Source organism: Jannaschia sp. GRR-S6-38, assembly GCF_029853695.1.
Classification (GTDB): domain Bacteria; phylum Pseudomonadota; class Alphaproteobacteria; order Rhodobacterales; family Rhodobacteraceae; genus Jannaschia; species Jannaschia ovalis.
This window is the reverse complement of record NZ_CP122537.1, coordinates 505,741-522,960: the sequence shown is the minus strand read 5'-3', so window position 1 is coordinate 522,960 and position 17,220 is coordinate 505,741. Positions and strand designations below refer to the sequence as shown.

Annotated in this window: 10 protein-coding genes; 9 read left to right on the top strand and 1 reads right to left on the bottom strand. The window is 67.0% G+C overall.

All coding sequences use genetic code 11. The features are described 5' to 3' along the window. Positions 1-120 precede the first annotated feature (120 nt). The 5 genes from rpoB (at position 121) to P8627_RS02590 (ending at position 11,810) form a co-directional block, all read left to right on the top strand. On the top strand, positions 121-4,260 hold the full coding sequence (gene rpoB / locus P8627_RS02610; protein WP_279965957.1) for a DNA-directed RNA polymerase subunit beta: 4,140 nt from the start codon (positions 121-123) through the stop codon (positions 4,258-4,260). 83 nt (positions 4,261-4,343) lie between these two features. After that, positions 4,344-8,576, top strand: coding sequence for a DNA-directed RNA polymerase subunit beta' (gene rpoC / locus P8627_RS02605; protein ID WP_279965956.1), 4,233 nt, complete (start codon positions 4,344-4,346; stop codon positions 8,574-8,576). 234 nt (positions 8,577-8,810) lie between these two features. Further along, positions 8,811-9,959, top strand: a complete 1,149-nt coding sequence (locus P8627_RS02600; protein ID WP_279965955.1) for a Hint domain-containing protein — start codon at positions 8,811-8,813, stop codon at positions 9,957-9,959. Between the two features lie 134 nt (positions 9,960-10,093). After that, the gene (locus P8627_RS02595) at positions 10,094-10,924 is read left to right on the top strand and encodes a glycosyltransferase (RefSeq protein ID WP_279965954.1); all 831 of its coding nucleotides are present in this window, start codon (positions 10,094-10,096) and stop codon (positions 10,922-10,924) included. Position 10,925: 1 nt separating this feature from the next. Further along, a complete protein-coding gene (locus tag P8627_RS02590) occupies positions 10,926-11,810 on the top strand; it encodes a DMT family transporter (RefSeq protein ID WP_279965953.1) in 885 nt (294 codons plus the stop codon). Here the strand turns inward: P8627_RS02590 and P8627_RS02585 are convergent. Next, positions 11,807-12,610, bottom strand: a complete 804-nt coding sequence (locus tag P8627_RS02585) for a glycosyltransferase (RefSeq protein WP_279965952.1) — start codon at positions 12,608-12,610, stop codon at positions 11,807-11,809. The two genes, P8627_RS02590 and P8627_RS02585, sit on opposite strands and share 4 nt — an antisense overlap. Positions 12,611-12,892: 282 nt before the next feature. Between P8627_RS02585 and rpsL the strand changes: the two genes are divergently transcribed. The 4 genes from rpsL to tuf all read left to right on the top strand — a co-directional run bounded on the left by rpsL (position 12,893) and on the right by tuf (position 17,215). Then, positions 12,893-13,264: a 30S ribosomal protein S12 gene (gene rpsL / locus P8627_RS02580; RefSeq protein ID WP_279965951.1), complete on the top strand. Its 372-nt coding sequence runs from the start codon at positions 12,893-12,895 to the stop codon at positions 13,262-13,264. A 12-nt stretch (positions 13,265-13,276) separates the two neighbouring features. Continuing rightward, positions 13,277-13,747, top strand: coding sequence for a 30S ribosomal protein S7 (gene rpsG / locus P8627_RS02575; protein ID WP_279965950.1), 471 nt, complete (start codon positions 13,277-13,279; stop codon positions 13,745-13,747). Positions 13,748-13,830: 83 nt separating this feature from the next. Further along, positions 13,831-15,954, top strand: a complete 2,124-nt coding sequence (gene fusA / locus P8627_RS02570) for an elongation factor G (protein ID WP_279965949.1) — start codon at positions 13,831-13,833, stop codon at positions 15,952-15,954. 85 nt (positions 15,955-16,039) lie between these two features. Further along, positions 16,040-17,215 carry an elongation factor Tu gene (gene tuf, locus P8627_RS02565; protein ID WP_279965948.1) on the top strand — a complete coding sequence of 392 codons (1,176 nt, stop codon included), beginning with the start codon at positions 16,040-16,042 and terminating at the stop codon, positions 17,213-17,215. Positions 17,216-17,220: the final 5 nt, after the last annotated feature.

Here is a 17,220-nt window from a genome sequence, read left to right as displayed (position 1 = left end):
GGGGCGCGCCTGTGGGACGGCGCGCCGGATGGTCCCCCCTCGAAGACCCCTTCGCAGGCCGCGACCGTCCGATGCCCGACGGATGGCGCGGCGCGAAACGTGAGAAAAGGCGAGCATCACATGGCTCAGACGCAGGCGTCCTCCAAGCGTATCCGTCGGTATTATGGCAAGCTGGAAGAAGTGCTCCAGATGCCGAACCTCATCGAGGTTCAGAAATCCTCCTACGACCTGTTCCTGAACTCCGGAAGCGGCGAAGCCCCGACAGACGGGGAGGGCCTGATGGGCACCTTCCAGTCGGTCTTCCCGATCAAGGATTTCAACGAGACCGCGGTCCTGGAATTCGTGAAATACGAGCTCGAGGAGCCGAAATACGACGTCGAGGAATGCCAGCAGCGCGACATGACCTACAGCGCGCCGCTGAAGGTCACGCTGCGGCTGATCGTGTTCGATGTCGATGACGACACCGGCGCCAAGTCGGTCAAGGACATCAAGGAGCAGGACGTGTTCATGGGCGACATGCCCCTGATGACGCCCAACGGCACCTTCATCGTCAACGGCACCGAGCGCGTGATCGTCAGCCAGATGCACCGCTCGCCGGGCGTCTTCTTCGACCACGACAAGGGCAAGACGCACAGCTCGGGCAAGCTGCTCTTCGCCTGCCGCATCATCCCCTATCGCGGCTCCTGGCTCGATTTCGAGTTCGACGCCAAGGACCTCGTCTTCGCGCGCATCGACCGCCGCCGGAAGCTTCCGGTGACGACGCTGCTCTACGCGCTGGGCATGGACCAGGAAGCGATCGTCAGCGCCTATTACGACACCGTCGTCTACGAGCACCGCAAGAACGAGGGCTGGGCCACCAAGTTCTTCCCCGAGCGTTATTCGGGCTCGCGCCCGGCGATGGACGTGATCGACGCCGCCACCGGCGAGGTCGTGCTGGAAGCCGGCAAGAAGGTCACCCCGCGCCAGGTCAAGAAGCTGCGCGAGGAGGGCAAGGTCGACCAGATCCTCGTCCCCTTCGACGCGATCGTCGGCAAGTTCGCCGCGCGCGACATCATCGACGAGTCGAACGGCGCGATCTTCGTGGAGGCCGGCGACGAGCTGACCTGGGAGATCGACAAGCAGGGCGAAGTCTCCGGCGGCACCCTGAAGGAGCTGCTCGACGCGGGCATCGAGGACATCCCCGTCCTCGACATCGATAACGTCACCGTCGGCCCGTATATCCGCAACACGCTGGCCGCCGACAAGAACGTCAGCCGCGAGACGGCGCTGATGGACATCTACCGGGTCATGCGCCCGGGCGAGCCGCCCACCGTCGATGCCGCGCAGACGCTGTTCGACCAGCTCTTCCGCGATAGCGAGCGCTACGACCTCTCGGCCGTGGGCCGCGTGAAGATGAACATGCGCCTCGACCTCGACGCCGAGGACACCGTCCGCACGCTGCGCGACGAGGACATTCTCGCCTGCGTCAAGGCGCTGGTCGAGCTGCGCGACGGCCGCGGCGAAATCGACGATATCGACCATCTCGGCAACCGCCGGGTGCGCTCGGTCGGCGAGCTGATGGAGAACCAGTACCGCGTGGGTCTCCTGCGCATGGAGCGCGCCATCAAGGAGCGTATGTCCTCGGTCGAGATCGACACGGTCATGCCGCAGGACCTGATCAACGCGAAGCCCGCCGCGGCGGCCGTGCGCGAATTCTTCGGCTCCTCGCAGCTGTCGCAGTTCATGGACCAGACCAACCCGCTCTCCGAGGTCACCCACAAGCGCCGCCTCTCGGCGCTCGGACCGGGCGGCCTGACGCGCGAGCGGGCGGGCTTCGAGGTGCGCGACGTGCACCCGACCCACTACGGCCGGATGTGCCCGATCGAGACGCCGGAAGGCCCGAATATCGGCCTGATCAACTCGCTCGCCACCTTCGCGCGCGTGAACAAGTACGGCTTCATCGAGACCCCCTACCGCAAGGTCGTGGACGGCAAGGTCACGGATGAGGTCCAGTACATGTCCGCCACCGAGGAGATGCGGCACACCGTGGCGCAGGCCAACGCCAAGCTGACCGACGCCAAGACCTTCGAGAACGAGCTGGTCTCGACCCGTCAGTCCGGCGACTACATGCTGCAATCGCGTGAGAACGTGGACCTGATCGACGTCTCGCCCAAGCAGCTGGTCTCGGTCGCGGCGGCGCTGATCCCCTTCCTCGAGAACGACGACGCCAACCGCGCGCTGATGGGCTCGAACATGCAGCGCCAGGCGGTGCCGCTCCTGCGCGCCGACGCCCCCTTCGTGGGCACCGGCATGGAGGGCGTCGTGGCCCGCGACTCGGGTGCGGCCATCATGGCCAAGCGCGGCGGCGTGATCGACCAGGTCGACGCGCAGCGGATCGTCGTGCGCGCCACCGAGGATCTCGCCCTCGGCGATGCCGGCGTGGACATCTACCGCCTGCGCAAGTTCCAGCGTTCCAACCAGAACACCTGCATCAACCAGCGCCCGCTGGTGAAGGTGGGCGACACCGTCCAGAAGGGCGAGGTCCTGGCCGACGGCCCCTCGACCGACATGGGCGAGCTGGCGCTCGGCAAGAACGTGGTCGTCGCGTTCATGCCGTGGAACGGCTACAACTACGAGGACTCGATCCTGATCTCCGAGCGGATCGCCCGCGACGACGTCTTCACCTCGATCCATATCGAGGAGTTCGAGGTCGCCGCGCGTGACACCAAGCTCGGACCCGAGGAGATCACCCGCGACATCCCCAATGTCGGTGAAGAAGCGCTGCGCAACCTCGACGAGGCCGGCATCGTCTATATCGGCGCCGACGTGGAGCCGGGCGATATCCTGGTGGGCAAGATCACCCCGAAGGGCGAGAGCCCGATGACGCCCGAGGAAAAGCTCCTCCGCGCCATCTTCGGCGAGAAGGCCTCGGACGTGCGCGACACCTCGCTGCGGGTGAAGCCGGGCGATTACGGCACCGTGGTCGAGGTCCGCGTCTTCAACCGTCACGGCGTCGAGAAGGACGAGCGCGCGCTCCAGATCGAGCGCGAGCAGGTCGAGCGCCTGGCCCGCGACCGCGACGACGAGCGCGAGATCCTTGACCGCAACATCTATGCCCGCCTGCGCAGCATGATCGAGGGCAAGAAGGCCGTGAAGGGCCCGAAGGGCTTCAAGTCCAACACGGTCGTCGACGCGGCCGTGCTGGAGCAGTTCACCCCCGGCCAGTGGTGGCAGCTCGCCATCGAGGAGGAGGAGACCGCCCAGCAGGTCGAGGCCCTGAACGAGCAGTACGAGATCCAGAAGCGCGCCCTCGAGGCCCGCTTCGAGGACAAGGTCGAGAAGGTCCGCCGCGGCGACGACCTGCCGCCGGGCGTGATGAAGATGGTCAAGGTCTTCATCGCGGTGAAGCGCAAGCTTCAGCCGGGCGACAAGATGGCCGGCCGTCACGGCAACAAGGGCGTCATCTCCAAGGTCGTCCCGATGGAGGACATGCCCTTCCTCGCCGACGGCACGCCGGTCGATTTCGTGCTCAACCCGCTGGGCGTGCCCTCGCGCATGAACGTGGGTCAGATCCTCGAGACGCATATGGGCTGGGCCGCGCGCGGCCTGGGCCTGCAGATCGACGAGGCGCTGGACGACTACCGGCGCTCGGGCGACCTGACCCCGGTGCAGGACGCGATGAAGATCGCCTATGGCGAGGAGGCCTGGGAAGAGCACCTGGCCGCCATGTCCGAGGACGGCCTGATCGAGGCGGCGACCAACGTCACCTCGGGCGTGCCGATCGCGACGCCGGTCTTCGACGGCGCCAAGGAGCAGGACGTCAACGACTCGCTGCAACGGGCGGGCTTCGACACCTCGGGGCAGTCGGATCTGTTCGACGGCCGCACCGGCGAGAAGTTCTCGCGCCAGGTGACCGTGGGCATCAAGTACCTGCTCAAGCTGCACCACCTGGTGGACGACAAGATCCACGCGCGCTCGACGGGCCCGTACTCGCTCGTCACCCAGCAGCCGCTGGGCGGCAAGGCGCAGTTCGGCGGGCAGCGTTTCGGCGAGATGGAGGTCTGGGCACTGGAAGCCTACGGCGCGGCCTACACCCTGCAGGAGATGCTGACGGTGAAGTCCGACGACGTGGCCGGCCGGACCAAGGTCTACGAGAGCATCGTCAAGGGCGAGGACAATTTCGAGGCGGGCGTTCCCGAGAGCTTCAACGTGCTCGTCAAGGAAGTCCGCGGCCTCGGCCTGAACATGGAACTCCTGGATTCGGAGGAAGGCGAGGAATAGCGACTCTTCGCCGAAAAACCGGGGCGGTCTCTGGGACCGTCCCGCGCTCCTCCTCCGAGACACCTTTTTTGTAAGGACCTGACATGAACCAGGAACTGACGAACAACCCGTTCAACCCGATCGCGCCGCAGAAGGTCTTCGACGAGATCAAGGTCTCGCTGGCCTCGCCCGAGCGGATCCTCTCGTGGTCCTATGGCGAGATCAAGAAGCCCGAGACCATCAACTACCGTACGTTCAAGCCCGAGCGCGACGGCCTGTTCTGCGCGCGCATCTTCGGTCCGATCAAGGATTACGAGTGCCTGTGCGGCAAGTACAAGCGCATGAAGTATCGCGGCGTCGTCTGCGAGAAATGCGGCGTCGAGGTCACCCTGCAGAAGGTCCGCCGCGAGCGCATGGGCCATATCGAGCTGGCCTCGCCCGTCGCCCATATCTGGTTCCTCAAGTCGCTGCCCTCGCGCATCGGCCTGATGCTGGACATGACGCTGCGCGATCTCGAGCGGATCCTCTATTTCGAGAATTACGTTGTGATCGAGCCGGGCCTCACGGACCTCGCCTACGGGCAGCTGATGTCCGAGGAGGAGTTCATGGACGCGCAGGACGCCTACGGCGCCGACGCGTTCCAGGCCAATATCGGGGCCGAGGCCATCCGCGAGATGCTGGCCGCGATCGACCTCGATGCCGAGGCCGCGCAGCTGCGCGAGGACCTCAAGGAGGCCACGGGCGAGCTGAAGCCCAAGAAGATCATCAAGCGCCTGAAGATCGTCGAGAACTTCATCGAGTCGGGCAACCGGCCCGAATGGATGATCCTGACGGTGATCCCGGTCATCCCGCCCGAGCTGCGCCCGCTGGTCCCGCTCGACGGCGGCCGCTTCGCCACGTCTGACCTGAACGATCTCTACCGCCGCGTCATCAACCGCAACAACCGCCTCAAGCGGCTCATCGAGCTGCGCGCGCCCGACATCATCGTGCGCAACGAGAAGCGGATGCTGCAGGAATCCGTCGACGCGCTCTTCGACAACGGCCGTCGCGGCCGCGTCATCACCGGCGCCAACAAGCGCCCGCTGAAGTCGCTGTCGGACATGCTCAAGGGCAAGCAGGGCCGGTTCCGCCAGAACCTGCTCGGCAAGCGCGTGGACTTCTCGGGCCGCTCGGTCATCGTGACCGGGCCGGAGCTGAAGCTGCATCAATGCGGCCTGCCCAAGAAGATGGCGCTCGAACTCTTCAAGCCGTTCATCTACTCGCGGCTCGAAGCCAAGGGCCTGTCGTCCACCGTCAAGCAGGCGAAGAAGCTGGTCGAGAAGGAGCGTCCCGAGGTCTGGGACATCCTCGACGAGGTCATCCGCGAGCACCCGGTCCTTCTGAACCGCGCGCCCACGCTGCACCGTCTCGGCATCCAGGCCTTCGAGCCCGTGTTGATCGAGGGCAAGGCGATCCAGCTTCACCCGCTGGTCTGCTCGGCCTTCAACGCCGATTTCGACGGCGACCAGATGGCCGTGCACGTGCCGCTCTCGCTGGAAGCCCAGCTTGAGGCACGCGTCCTGATGATGTCGACGAACAACGTGCTGTCGCCCGCAAACGGCGCGCCGATCATCGTGCCGTCGCAGGACATGATCCTCGGCCTCTACTACGTCTCGATGGAGCGTCAGGGCATGAAGGGCGAGGGGATGATCTTCTCCTCGGTCGACGAGGTCGTGCACGCGCTCGAGGCCGGCGAGGTGCATCTGCACGCCCGGATCAAGGCGCGCGTCACCCAGATCGACGAGATGGGCGAGGAAGTGGGCCGCGTCTACGACACGACCCCCGGCCGCGTGCGCCTCGGCGCGCTCCTGCCGCTCAATGCCAAGGCGCCCTTCGACCTGGTCAACCGCCTGCTTCGCAAGAAGGAGGTCCAGCAGACCATCGACACCGTCTACCGCTATTGCGGCCAGAAGGAGTCGGTCATCTTCTGCGACCAGATCATGACGCTGGGCTTCCGCGAGGCCTTCAAGGCCGGCATCTCCTTCGGCAAGGACGACATGGTCATCCCCGAGGAGAAGTGGGGCATCGTCGAATCCACCCGCGAGCAGGTGAAGGATTTCGAGCAGCAATACATGGACGGCCTGATCACCCAGGGCGAGAAGTACAACAAGGTCGTCGACGCCTGGTCCAAGTGCAACGACAAGGTGACCGAGGCGATGATGTCCAACATCTCCGTCTCCGCCACCGACGAGTCGGGCGCCGAGGCCGAGCCGAACTCGGTCTACATGATGGCCCATTCCGGCGCGCGCGGCTCGGTCACGCAGATGAAGCAGCTGGGCGGGATGCGCGGCCTGATGGCCAAGCCGAACGGCGACATCATCGAGACGCCGATCATCTCGAACTTCAAGGAAGGCCTCACCGTGCTGGAGTACTTCAACTCCACCCACGGCGCCCGCAAGGGCCTGTCGGACACCGCGCTCAAGACCGCGAACTCGGGCTACCTGACCCGTCGACTCGTCGACGTGGCGCAGGACTGCATCGTCCGGGTCGACGATTGCGGGACCGAGAAGGCGATCACCGCGCAGGCGGCCGTCAATGACGGCGAGATCGTCGCCACCCTGGCCGAGCGCGTGCTGGGCCGGGTCGCGGCGGAGGATGCCGTCAAGCCGGGCACCGACGAGGTAATCGTCGCGGCCGGCGAGCTGATCGACGAACGCCGCGCCGACCTGATCGACCAGGCGCAGATCCAGTCGATGCGCATCCGCTCGCCCTTGACCTGCGAGGCCGAGGAGGGCGTCTGCGCGACCTGCTACGGGCGCGACCTGGCGCGCGGCACCAAGGTGAACCTCGGCGAGGCCGTGGGCATCATCGCGGCGCAGTCGATCGGCGAGCCGGGCACCCAGCTGACGATGCGGACCTTCCACATCGGCGGCGTGGCCCAGGGCGGCCAGCAGAGCTTCATGGAGGCCTCGGTCGAGGGCACCGTGGAGTATCGCAACGCCAGCACGCTGATGAACGAGGCCGGCGGCGTCGTCGTGATGGGGCGCAACATGTCGCTCGCCATCATCGACGAGAACGGCGAGGAGCGGTCGACCCACAAGCTGGGCTACGGCACCACGCTCTTCGTCAAGGAAGGCCAGAAGGTCGCCCGCGGCGACAAGCTGTTCGAGTGGGATCCCTACACCCTGCCGATCATCGCCGAAGCCGACGGCAAGGCGAAATTCGTCGATCTCTACGCGGGCATCTCCGTGCGCGACGAGACCGACGACGCGACCGGCATGACCCAGAAGATCGTCTCGGACTGGCGGTCGGCGCCGAAGGGCTCGGATCTCAAGCCCGAGGTGCTGGTCGTCGGCGAGGATGGCGAGCCGGTGCGCAACGAGGCCGGCAACCCGGTGACCTACCCGATGTCGGTGGACGCGATCCTCTCGGTCGAGGATGGCCAGATGCTGAAGGCCGGCGACGTGGTCGCACGGATCCCGCGCGAGGGCGCCAAGACCAAGGACATCACGGGCGGCCTGCCGCGCGTGGCGGAGCTGTTCGAGGCGCGCCGTCCCAAGGATCACGCGATCATCGCGGAGGCCGACGGCACGGTGAAGTTCGGCAAGGACTACAAGAACAAGCGCCGGATCACCGTGGTGCCCTCCGACGACAGCCTCGAGCCGATCGACTACATGGTGCCCAAGGGCAAGCACATCCCCGTGCAGGAGGGCGATTACGTCCAGCGCGGCGACTACATCATGGATGGCAACCCCGCCCCGCACGACATCCTGCGGATCCTGGGCATCGAGGCGCTGGCCGACTACCTGATCGACGAGGTGCAGGATGTGTACCGCCTGCAGGGCGTGCGCATCAACGACAAGCACATCGAGGTCATCGTCCGCCAGATGCTCCAGAAGTGGGAGATCCTCGACAGCGGCGGCACCACGCTGCTGAAGGGCGAGCATGTCGACAAGGCCGAGCTGATGGAGGCCAACGAGAAGGCCGAAGCGCGCGGCGACCGTCCCGCCCGGGCCGAGCCGATCCTGCTCGGGATCACCAAGGCGTCGTTGCAGACCCGCAGCTTCATCTCGGCGGCCTCCTTCCAGGAGACGACCCGCGTGCTCACCGAGGCGTCCGTCCAGGGCAAGCGCGACAAGCTCGTCGGCCTCAAGGAGAACGTCATCGTGGGCCGCCTGATCCCGGCGGGCACGGGCGGCGCGACGCAGAAGATGCGCGCCATCGCCCAGAGCCGCGACAATGTCGTGATCGAAGCCGCGCGCGCCGAGGCCGAGAAGGCCGCGGCCCTCGCCGCCCCGTCGGAGGAGGAGGTGTTCAAGGACACCCCCGCCGCCGAGGAGGAACCCGTCGAGGATTGATCCTCGCGGAAACGTGACCGAAATCACCCCCGCCGGAGCCATCCGGCGGGGGTTTTTCGTATTATCTGCCCGTTATCCGCACGCGATTGACGTAGTGTTCACGCAATTTCCCGCTAGTTGCTCGCGTAACGCGATCGTCCCGGTGGATCGGGCAAAAATCTCCCGTAGATCGGGATAGTCGCGTCGCGCGGCGGGATGATCCCGCGGTGTCCCGAAACCCGAACCGGACCGATCATGGCGGACAAGCTCAACGGCATCATCATCAGCGAGGTTCTCGCCGATAACCCGTCCAGTGGCGGGTTCGATACCGATGGCGACGGCCGCGCCAGCAAGTCCGACGAGTTCATCGAGATCCAGAACACGACCGGCAACCCGATCTCGCTGGCGGGCTATCAGCTCTGGTCCGACGATCGCGGGCTGCTCTACGAATTCGGCCCCGGCACCACGATCGCGCCCGGCGGCACGGCGACGGTCGTGGGCGAATATACCGGCACGCCGCCGCCCGGCTTCTACGATGCCGGGCTCTCCAACAGCGGAAACTTCCTGCCCGATGGCGAGGGCAGCAAGTTCGACACGATCTACCTCGTCGACCCGGCCACCGGCGATTTCATCGCGCTCTCCTATGGCGACCCGCCGCGCCCGCCGGATCCGCCGCAGGGCTTCCCCGGCACCAACCAGCAGGGATCGGGCGAGCAGATCAACAGCAACGCCCCGAACGGCACCGCCTTCTCGCGCAACGCCGAAGGGCAGTTCGTCGAGGACCCGAACCCCGACCCCGGCACGCCCGGCGTCGCCTGCTACGCCGCGGGCACGCTGATCGCGACGCCGGACGGCCCGCGCCGGATCGAGACGCTGGCGGCGGGCGACCATGTCGGCACCCTCGACGGCGGCGCGGCGCCGATCCGGCTGATGCTGTTCCGGCGCGAGCAATTCGAGGATCCGGACGCGGCCCGCCCGATCCAGATCAAGGCCGGCGCGCTGGGCCCGGGCCGCCCGGCCCGCGATCTCGTGGTCTCGGCCAATCACCGCATCCTCGTGGGCGGGCAGGGGCAGCTCGCCGACCGCTTCCCGGCCGAATGCTTCGTGCCCGCTAAGGCGCTGGTCGGCCTGCCGCGCATCCGCGTGATGGCGGGCAAGCGCGCGATCCTCTGGGTGCATTTCCTGCTGCCGGATCACGGCGTCGTCTTCGCCGAAGGCGCCTGCAGCGAGTCCATCCTCCCGGGCCCCGTGGCCCTGCGCCAGGCCGCGCCCGGCCCGCGCCGCGTGCTGCGCGCGGGCGCCCCCGCCGCGCCGCGACCCGCGCGCCCCTGCCTGACCCCGCGCCAGGCCGCCGAATGCCTCGCGCCGCGCCCCGCCGCCGCGCCGGACGCCGTCCCCGCCTGACCGCTCGCCCGCACAGAAGACGGTCCACCGGCGTCCGTAGGTGCGAATTTTAGGTATGACGCAGATCACCCGTGGATCACCCATGAATTCCGCCCCGCTTGCCCGGCCCCCCGGCCCGTGCCACCACCCGGGCCATGACCGTCCGCAACCAGATCATCGGCGTGCTGCGCTTCTCCTATCCGGCCAAGGAAGGCTTCGCCGTCTCCGGTCTCGACGAGGCCGCGCTCGAGCGGCATCTCTACGATCCCGCCCGTCTCGAGACCCGCTTCCGCTACCTCGAGACCATCACGCTGCCGTCGCTCGCCGCGCAGACCGATCCCGACTTCCGCTGCGTGATCCTGGCCGGCACCACCCTGCCGTTCCGCTATCGCAAGCGCCTGAGATCGCTGGAAGAAAGCCACCCGTTTCTGCAATGCGTCTTCCTCGAACGCATGGGCGCGCTCGCCGCCGGCAAGCGCGCCTTTCGCCGGGCCAGCGCGGCGGAGACCACCCATATCACCGGCTTCCGCATCGACGATGACGACGCCGTGGCGACCGACTACATCGCCCGCACCCGCGACCTCGCCGACCGGCTGATCGGCGCGGGGCTGGCCGATGCGCCCACCACGCTCTCCTTCATGCGCGGCATCTACTGGAACCTCTTCGACCCCGACGCCCCCTTCCACGAATTCCGCGAGCCCCAACCCCTCGGCCTCGCCTCCGCGATGATCACCACCGCCGATCTTCCGACCTGCATCTTCCGCTACAACCACCGCCGGCTGCCCTGCCACGTGCCGGGCTATACCCTGCCGGGGGAGGCGCCGATGTTCCTGCGCACCCTGCACGCGCATAACGACAGCGGCCGATCGATCCCGCCGCACGCCACCGCGATGCCGACCCGCAAGGGACGCAAGCTGATGGCGGAGCGGTTCGGGCTCGACCCCGAGGCCGCGCTGGCGCTGATGCCCGTGCCGCCGAAGGACTGACATGCGCGACAACCTGAAGGGCGCGGCCCTGATGATGGGCGCGATGGCGACGTTCACGATGAACGACGCCGCGCTCAAATGGCTGGCGACGGACCTGCCGGCCTTCCAGGTGACCTTCCTGCGCGGCTGCGCGGCGACCGTCCTGATCGTCGCGCTGTCCGCGGCGATGGGCAGCTTGCGCCGAGGCATCCCCCGCGCCGACCGGCCCTGGGCCATCGGGCGGTCCGCGGCCGAGGCCGGCGCCTTCCTGCCCTTCCTGTTGGCGCTGCAGCACATGCCGCTGGCCAACATCACCGCGATCCTCGCGGCGTTGCCGCTGTCGATCACGGCCGCGGGCGCGCTGTTCCTCGGCGAGCCGGTCGGCTGGCGGCGCTGGACGGCCATCGCCGTCGGGTTCATCGGGGTCCTGCTGATCATGCGCCCGGGCACGGAAGGCTTCGACGGCTGGTCATTGGTGGCGATGCTGACCGTCCTGCTGGCCACGCTGCGCGACCTGCTGACGCGCCGCCTGTCGCGCGAGACGCCATCGCTCAACGTGGCGGCGATCACCGCGGGCTTCGTGACGCTGCTGGGCCTCGGCCTGTCCCTGACGGAGCCATGGATCCGCCCCGATGCTGCGCAGGCGGGCATGATCCTCGCGGCGGCAGCCTTCATCCTCGGGGCCTATCTGTGCTCGGTCATGGCGATGCGCGTGGGTGAGGTCGCGGTGGTCACGCCGTTCCGCTACACCTCGTTGGTCTGGGCGCTGCTGCTCGGCTGGCTCGTCTTCGGCGACTGGCCCCGGCCGCTGACGCTTGTCGGCGCGGCGCTGATCGCGGGCACGGGCCTCTATACGCTTTGGCGCGAGACGCGCGTGCCGATGCCCCGCCCTGTCGCGCCGCGCTAGAAGCTCCGGGCGATCGCGTCGAGGTCGAGGCGAAACCGCGTTTCGAGATCGGCGCGCTGCTCGGGGCTGGGTGGCGCCAGCCGGTCCGCCGCCTGCGGCATCGGGCTGTCGTTCATCCCGTCCACGCCGCGCAGCCACATGCAGGCGTCCGGGAGGGTGACCGACGGCATCAGGAGGCCGAGCTTGTGATGCGGGAAATGGATCGCGGTGCGCCGCAGCCCCGGCGGCAGGACCAGCGCCTGCGCCACGCCCAGATGGTTGCGCGCGGTCTCCTCGACCCGCACGCCCTCCGGGCCCAGCGCCAGCATGTAGCCGCGGTTGAAATCGATCGCGAGGCGCTCGTGGCGCTCCCACAGGGGCCGGACCTGCCGAAAGGTCTCGCGCGCACGGGCCACGAAGCTGCGCGCCACGCCGTCGTCGTCATCCTGCCGGAACTGCATCACCGGCGGACCGTCGGGGTCGATGCGCGCGGTGACGATCGCCTCCATGGCCTGGCGGTGGTTCTGCGGCGGGTGGAAGATCAGCTCGGTCTGCGGCAGCCGCGCCGCCAGCGTCTCCAGCCGCCCGCGCCAGGGCTCGGGCAAGGCGTCGCCGGTGATCAGCAGGTGGCGGAAGCCGCCATCGGTCTGCGCGGCCAGCGTCGCCATGCAGACATGCTCGAGCGAGCGCAGCCGCGCCTCCATCCGCGCCGGCGCCCAGAGAAACGCCGCGCGCTCGGCCACGGTCTCGTGCCGGGTCTGGAAGCCGCCCAGCCCGGGATAGGCGAAGCGGGTGATGGCGATGATCTGCAGCTCGGCCATGGCGGCGACCGTGGCGCGCGGCGCGGGGCGGGGCAAGGGCCGGGGCCGCGTTGACACCCCCCGCCGATTCCCCTAAGTGACGCGCAATTCGGTCCGGGTGCGCCCTCTGCGCCCGTTCCGGCAAGCCAGAACCGTCGCACAAGATCCGGGATACTGTTTCCCGCATCCTCTGTCACCAAACCGCAGCGTCCAGGTCGGAATTCCGGGCGGCTGCGGGTTTCGGTTTTTGGCGCGTCGGGGTCCGGACGTGATTGGAACGAGAGAGAACGGGAACACCCACAGATGCCCACCATCCAGCAGCTGATCCGCAAGCCGCGGCAGCCCAAGGTCAAGCGATCGAAATCGATGCACCTGGAAGGGTGCCCCCAGAAGCGCGGCGTCTGCACGCGCGTCTACACCACAACGCCGAAGAAGCCGAACTCGGCCATGCGGAAGGTCGCCAAGGTGCGCCTGACCAATGGCTATGAGGTCATCAGCTACATTCCCGGCGAGAGCCACAACCTGCAGGAGCACTCCGTGGTCCTGATCCGTGGCGGCCGCGTGAAGGACCTTCCCGGCGTTCGCTATCACATCCTGCGCGGTGTGCTCGATACGCAGGGCGTCAAGGATCGCCGCCAGCGTCGTTCGAAGTACGGCGCGAAGCGTCCGAAGTAAGAGGATCGAGATATGTCCCGCCGTCACGCCGCCGAGAAGCGCGAAGTCCTGCCTGACGCCAAGTATGGCGACAAGGTTCTGACGAAATTCATGAACAACCTGATGATCGACGGCAAGAAGGCCGTCGCCGAGCGCATCGTGTACACCGCGATGGACCGGGTCGAGGGCAAGCTCAAGCGCTCGCCCATCGAGGTCTTCACCGAAGCCCTGGACAACGTGAAGCCCTCCGTCGAGGTGCGGTCGCGCCGCGTCGGCGGCGCCACCTACCAGGTGCCCGTCGAGGTCCGCCCCGAGCGCCGCGAGGCGCTGGCCATCCGCTGGCTGATCAACGCCGCCCGCGCGCGCAACGAGAACACCATGGAAGAGCGTCTGGCCGGTGAGCTGATCGACGCCGTCCAGTCGCGTGGCTCCGCCGTCAAGAAGCGTGAGGACACCCACAAGATGGCCGACGCCAACAAGGCGTTCAGCCACTACCGCTGGTGATCCCCCGCACCCATATGGTGCGCGAAAAGGGGACCGCGTCCGGCGGTCCCCGCAACCAATTCTCCTCTACGAGGTAAGCCGACATGGCACGCGATTATCCCCTCCAGCGGTACCGCAACTTCGGTATCATGGCCCATATCGACGCGGGCAAGACCACTTGCTCCGAGCGGATCCTCTTCTACACCGGCAAGTCCCACAACATCGGCGAAGTCCATGACGGCGCCGCCACGATGGACTGGATGGAGCAGGAGCAGGAGCGCGGCATCACGATCACCTCGGCCGCGACCACGACCTTCTGGCAGCGTCAGGAAGAGCCGACCAAGGACGGCACCTCCGACACGAAGTACCGGATGAACATCATCGACACGCCCGGCCACGTGGACTTCACCATCGAGGTCGAGCGCTCGCTCGCCGTGCTCGACGGCGCGGTCGCCGTGCTGGACGCCAATGCCGGCGTCGAGCCCCAGACCGAGACCGTCTGGCGCCAGGCCGACCGTTACAAGGTTCCGCGCATCGTCTTCGTCAACAAGATGGACAAGATCGGCGCCGACTTCTTCAACTGCGTCCACATGATCGAGGACCGCACCGGCGCCCGTGCCGTTCCCGTCGCCATCCCGATCGGCGCCGAGACCGAGCTGGAAGGCCTGATCGACCTCGTGACGATGGAAGAATGGGTCTGGAAGGGCGAGGACCTGGGTGCCTCCTGGGAGAAGAACCCGATCCGCGACAGCCTCAAGGACCTCGCCGAGGAATGGCGCGGCAAGATGATCGAGGCGGCCGTCGAAATGGACGACGACGCGATGATGGAGTACCTGGAGGGGAACGAGCCCGACATCGACACGCTCCGCAAGCTGCTCCGCAAGGGCACGCTGTCGCTCAGCTTCGTGCCGGTCCTCGGCGGTTCGGCCTTCAAGAACAAGGGCGTGCAGCCCCTGCTCAACGCCGTGATCGACTACCTGCCCAGCCCGCTGGACGTGGTCGACTACATGGGCTTCCGCCCGGGCGACGAGGAAGAGGTTCGCAACATCCCGCGCCGCGCCGATGACGACATGCCGTTCTCGGGCCTGGCCTTCAAGATCATGAACGACCCGTTCGTGGGCTCGCTGACGTTTACCCGGATCTATTCGGGCAAGCTGAAGAAGGGCGACACGATGCTCAACTCCACCAAGGGGAAGAAAGAGCGCGTGGGCCGGATGATGATGATGCACTCGATCAACCGCGAGGAGATCGAGGAGGCCTTCGCCGGCGACATCATCGCGCTGGCCGGCCTGAAGGACACCACCACCGGCGACACGATCTGCGATCCGCAGGACCCGGTCGTGCTGGAGACGATGACCTTCCCCGATCCGGTCATCGAGATCGCGGTCGAGCCCAAGACCAAGGCCGACCAGGAGAAGATGTCCCAGGGCCTGCAGCGCCTCGCCGCCGAGGATCCGTCGTTCCGCGTCGAGACCGATCTCGAGTCGGGCCAGACCATCATGAAGGGCATGGGCGAACTCCATCTCGACATCCTGGTCGATCGCCTGAAGCGCGAGTTCAAGGTCGAGGCCAATATCGGCGCCCCGCAGGTGGCCTATCGCGAGACCATCGGTCACGAGGTCGAGCACACCTACACCCACAAGAAGCAGTCGGGTGGTTCGGGCCAGTTCGCCGAGGTGAAGCTCCTCATCTCCCCGACCGAGCCGGGCGAGGGCTACTCGTTCGAGTCGAAGATCGTCGGCGGCGCGGTGCCGAAGGAATACATCCCCGGCGTCGAGAAGGGCATCCGCTCGGTCATGGACTCCGGTCCCCTGGCGGGCTTCCCGGTGATCGACTTCAAGGTCCAGCTTCTCGACGGCAAGTTCCACGACGTGGACTCGTCGGTCCTGGCCTTCGAGATCGCGGCGCGGATGGGCATGCGCGAAGGCATGAAGAAGGCCGGCGCCAAGCTGCTCGAGCCGATCATGAAGGTCGAGGTGGTCACGCCCGAGGATTACACGGGCGGCATCATCGGCGACCTGACCTCGCGCCGGGGCCAGGTGAACGGGCAGGACTCGCGCGGCAACGCCATCGCGATCGATGCCTTCGTGCCGCTGGCCAACATGTTCGGCTACATCAACACGCTGCGCTCCATGTCCTCGGGCCGCGCGCAGTTCACGATGCAGTTCGACCATTACGAGCCCGTCCCGCAGAACATCTCGGACGAGATCCAGAAGAAATACGCGTAATCGGTGCGGCGGGGTGAACCCCGCCCTACCCACCCCGTAGGGCGGGGGCTCCCCGCCGGCCATTCAAGGAAAAGGAGACCTTCCCATGGCGAAGGCAAAATTCGAACGCACGAAGCCGCATGTGAACATCGGCACGATTGGTCACGTGGACCACGGCAAGACGACGCTGACGGCGGCGATCACGAAGTATTTCGGTGATTTCAAGGCCTATGACCAGATCGACGGCGCGCCGGAGGAGAAGGCGCGGGGGATCACTATCTCGACGGCGCATGTCGAGTACGAGACCGAGGCGCGGCATTACGCGCATGTCGACTGCCCGGGCCATGCCGACTACGTCAAGAACATGATCACGGGCGCCGCGCAGATGGACGGCGCGATCCTGGTGGTGAACGCGGCCGACGGCCCGATGCCGCAGACGCGCGAGCACATCCTGCTGGGCCGCCAGGTCGGCATCCCGAAGATGGTCGTGTTCATGAACAAGGTCGACCAGGTCGATGACGAGGAGCTTCTGGAGCTCGTCGAGATGGAGATCCGCGAGCTGCTGTCGAGCTACGACTACCCGGGCGACGACATCCCGATCATCGCGGGTTCCGCGCTCGCGGCGATGGAAGGCCGCGACCCGGAGATCGGCGAGAACAAGATCCGCGAGCTGATGCAGGCGGTGGACGATTACATCGACACGCCCGAGCGCGCGGTGGACCAGCCCTTCCTGATGCCGATCGAGGACGTGTTCTCGATCTCTGGCCGGGGCACGGTTGTGACGGGCCGGGTCGAGCGCGGCGTGATCAACGTGGGCGACGAGATCGAGATCGTGGGCATCCGCGACACGAAGAAGACGACCTGCACGGGCGTCGAGATGTTCCGCAAGCTTCTCGATCGCGGCGAGGCGGGCGACAATATCGGCGCGCTGCTGCGCGGCATCGACCGCGAGGGCGTCGAGCGCGGCCAGGTGCTGTGCAAGCCCGGCTCGGTGAAGCCGCACACGAAGTTCGAGGCCGAGGCCTACATCCTGACCAAGGACGAGGGCGGGCGGCACACGCCGTTCTTCGCGAACTACCGTCCGCAGTTCTACTTCCGCACGACGGACGTGACGGGCACGGTGGAGCTGGCCGAGGGCACGGAGATGGTGATGCCGGGCGACAACGTGTCCTTCGGGGTGGAGCTGATCGCGCCGATCGCGATGGAGCAGGGCCTGCGCTTCGCGATCCGCGAAGGCGGCCGCACCGTCGGCGCCGGCGTCGTCAGCAAGATCATCGAGTAAGCCGC

Coding starts and splice junctions, on each gene's coding strand:
- P8627_RS02600 (WP_279965955.1), top strand. CDS start 8,811: ATGGCGGACAAGCTCAACGGCATCATCATCAGCGAGGTTCTCGCCGAT.
- fusA (WP_279965949.1), top strand. CDS start 13,831: ATGGCACGCGATTATCCCCTCCAGCGGTACCGCAACTTCGGTATCATG.
- P8627_RS02590 (WP_279965953.1), top strand. CDS start 10,926: ATGCGCGACAACCTGAAGGGCGCGGCCCTGATGATGGGCGCGATGGCG.
- P8627_RS02595 (WP_279965954.1), top strand. CDS start 10,094: ATGACCGTCCGCAACCAGATCATCGGCGTGCTGCGCTTCTCCTATCCG.
- rpsG (WP_279965950.1), top strand. CDS start 13,277: ATGTCCCGCCGTCACGCCGCCGAGAAGCGCGAAGTCCTGCCTGACGCC.
- P8627_RS02585 (WP_279965952.1), bottom strand. CDS start 12,610: ATGGCCGAGCTGCAGATCATCGCCATCACCCGCTTCGCCTATCCCGGG.
- rpoC (WP_279965956.1), top strand. CDS start 4,344: ATGAACCAGGAACTGACGAACAACCCGTTCAACCCGATCGCGCCGCAG.
- rpoB (WP_279965957.1), top strand. CDS start 121: ATGGCTCAGACGCAGGCGTCCTCCAAGCGTATCCGTCGGTATTATGGC.
- rpsL (WP_279965951.1), top strand. CDS start 12,893: ATGCCCACCATCCAGCAGCTGATCCGCAAGCCGCGGCAGCCCAAGGTC.
- tuf (WP_279965948.1), top strand. CDS start 16,040: ATGGCGAAGGCAAAATTCGAACGCACGAAGCCGCATGTGAACATCGGC.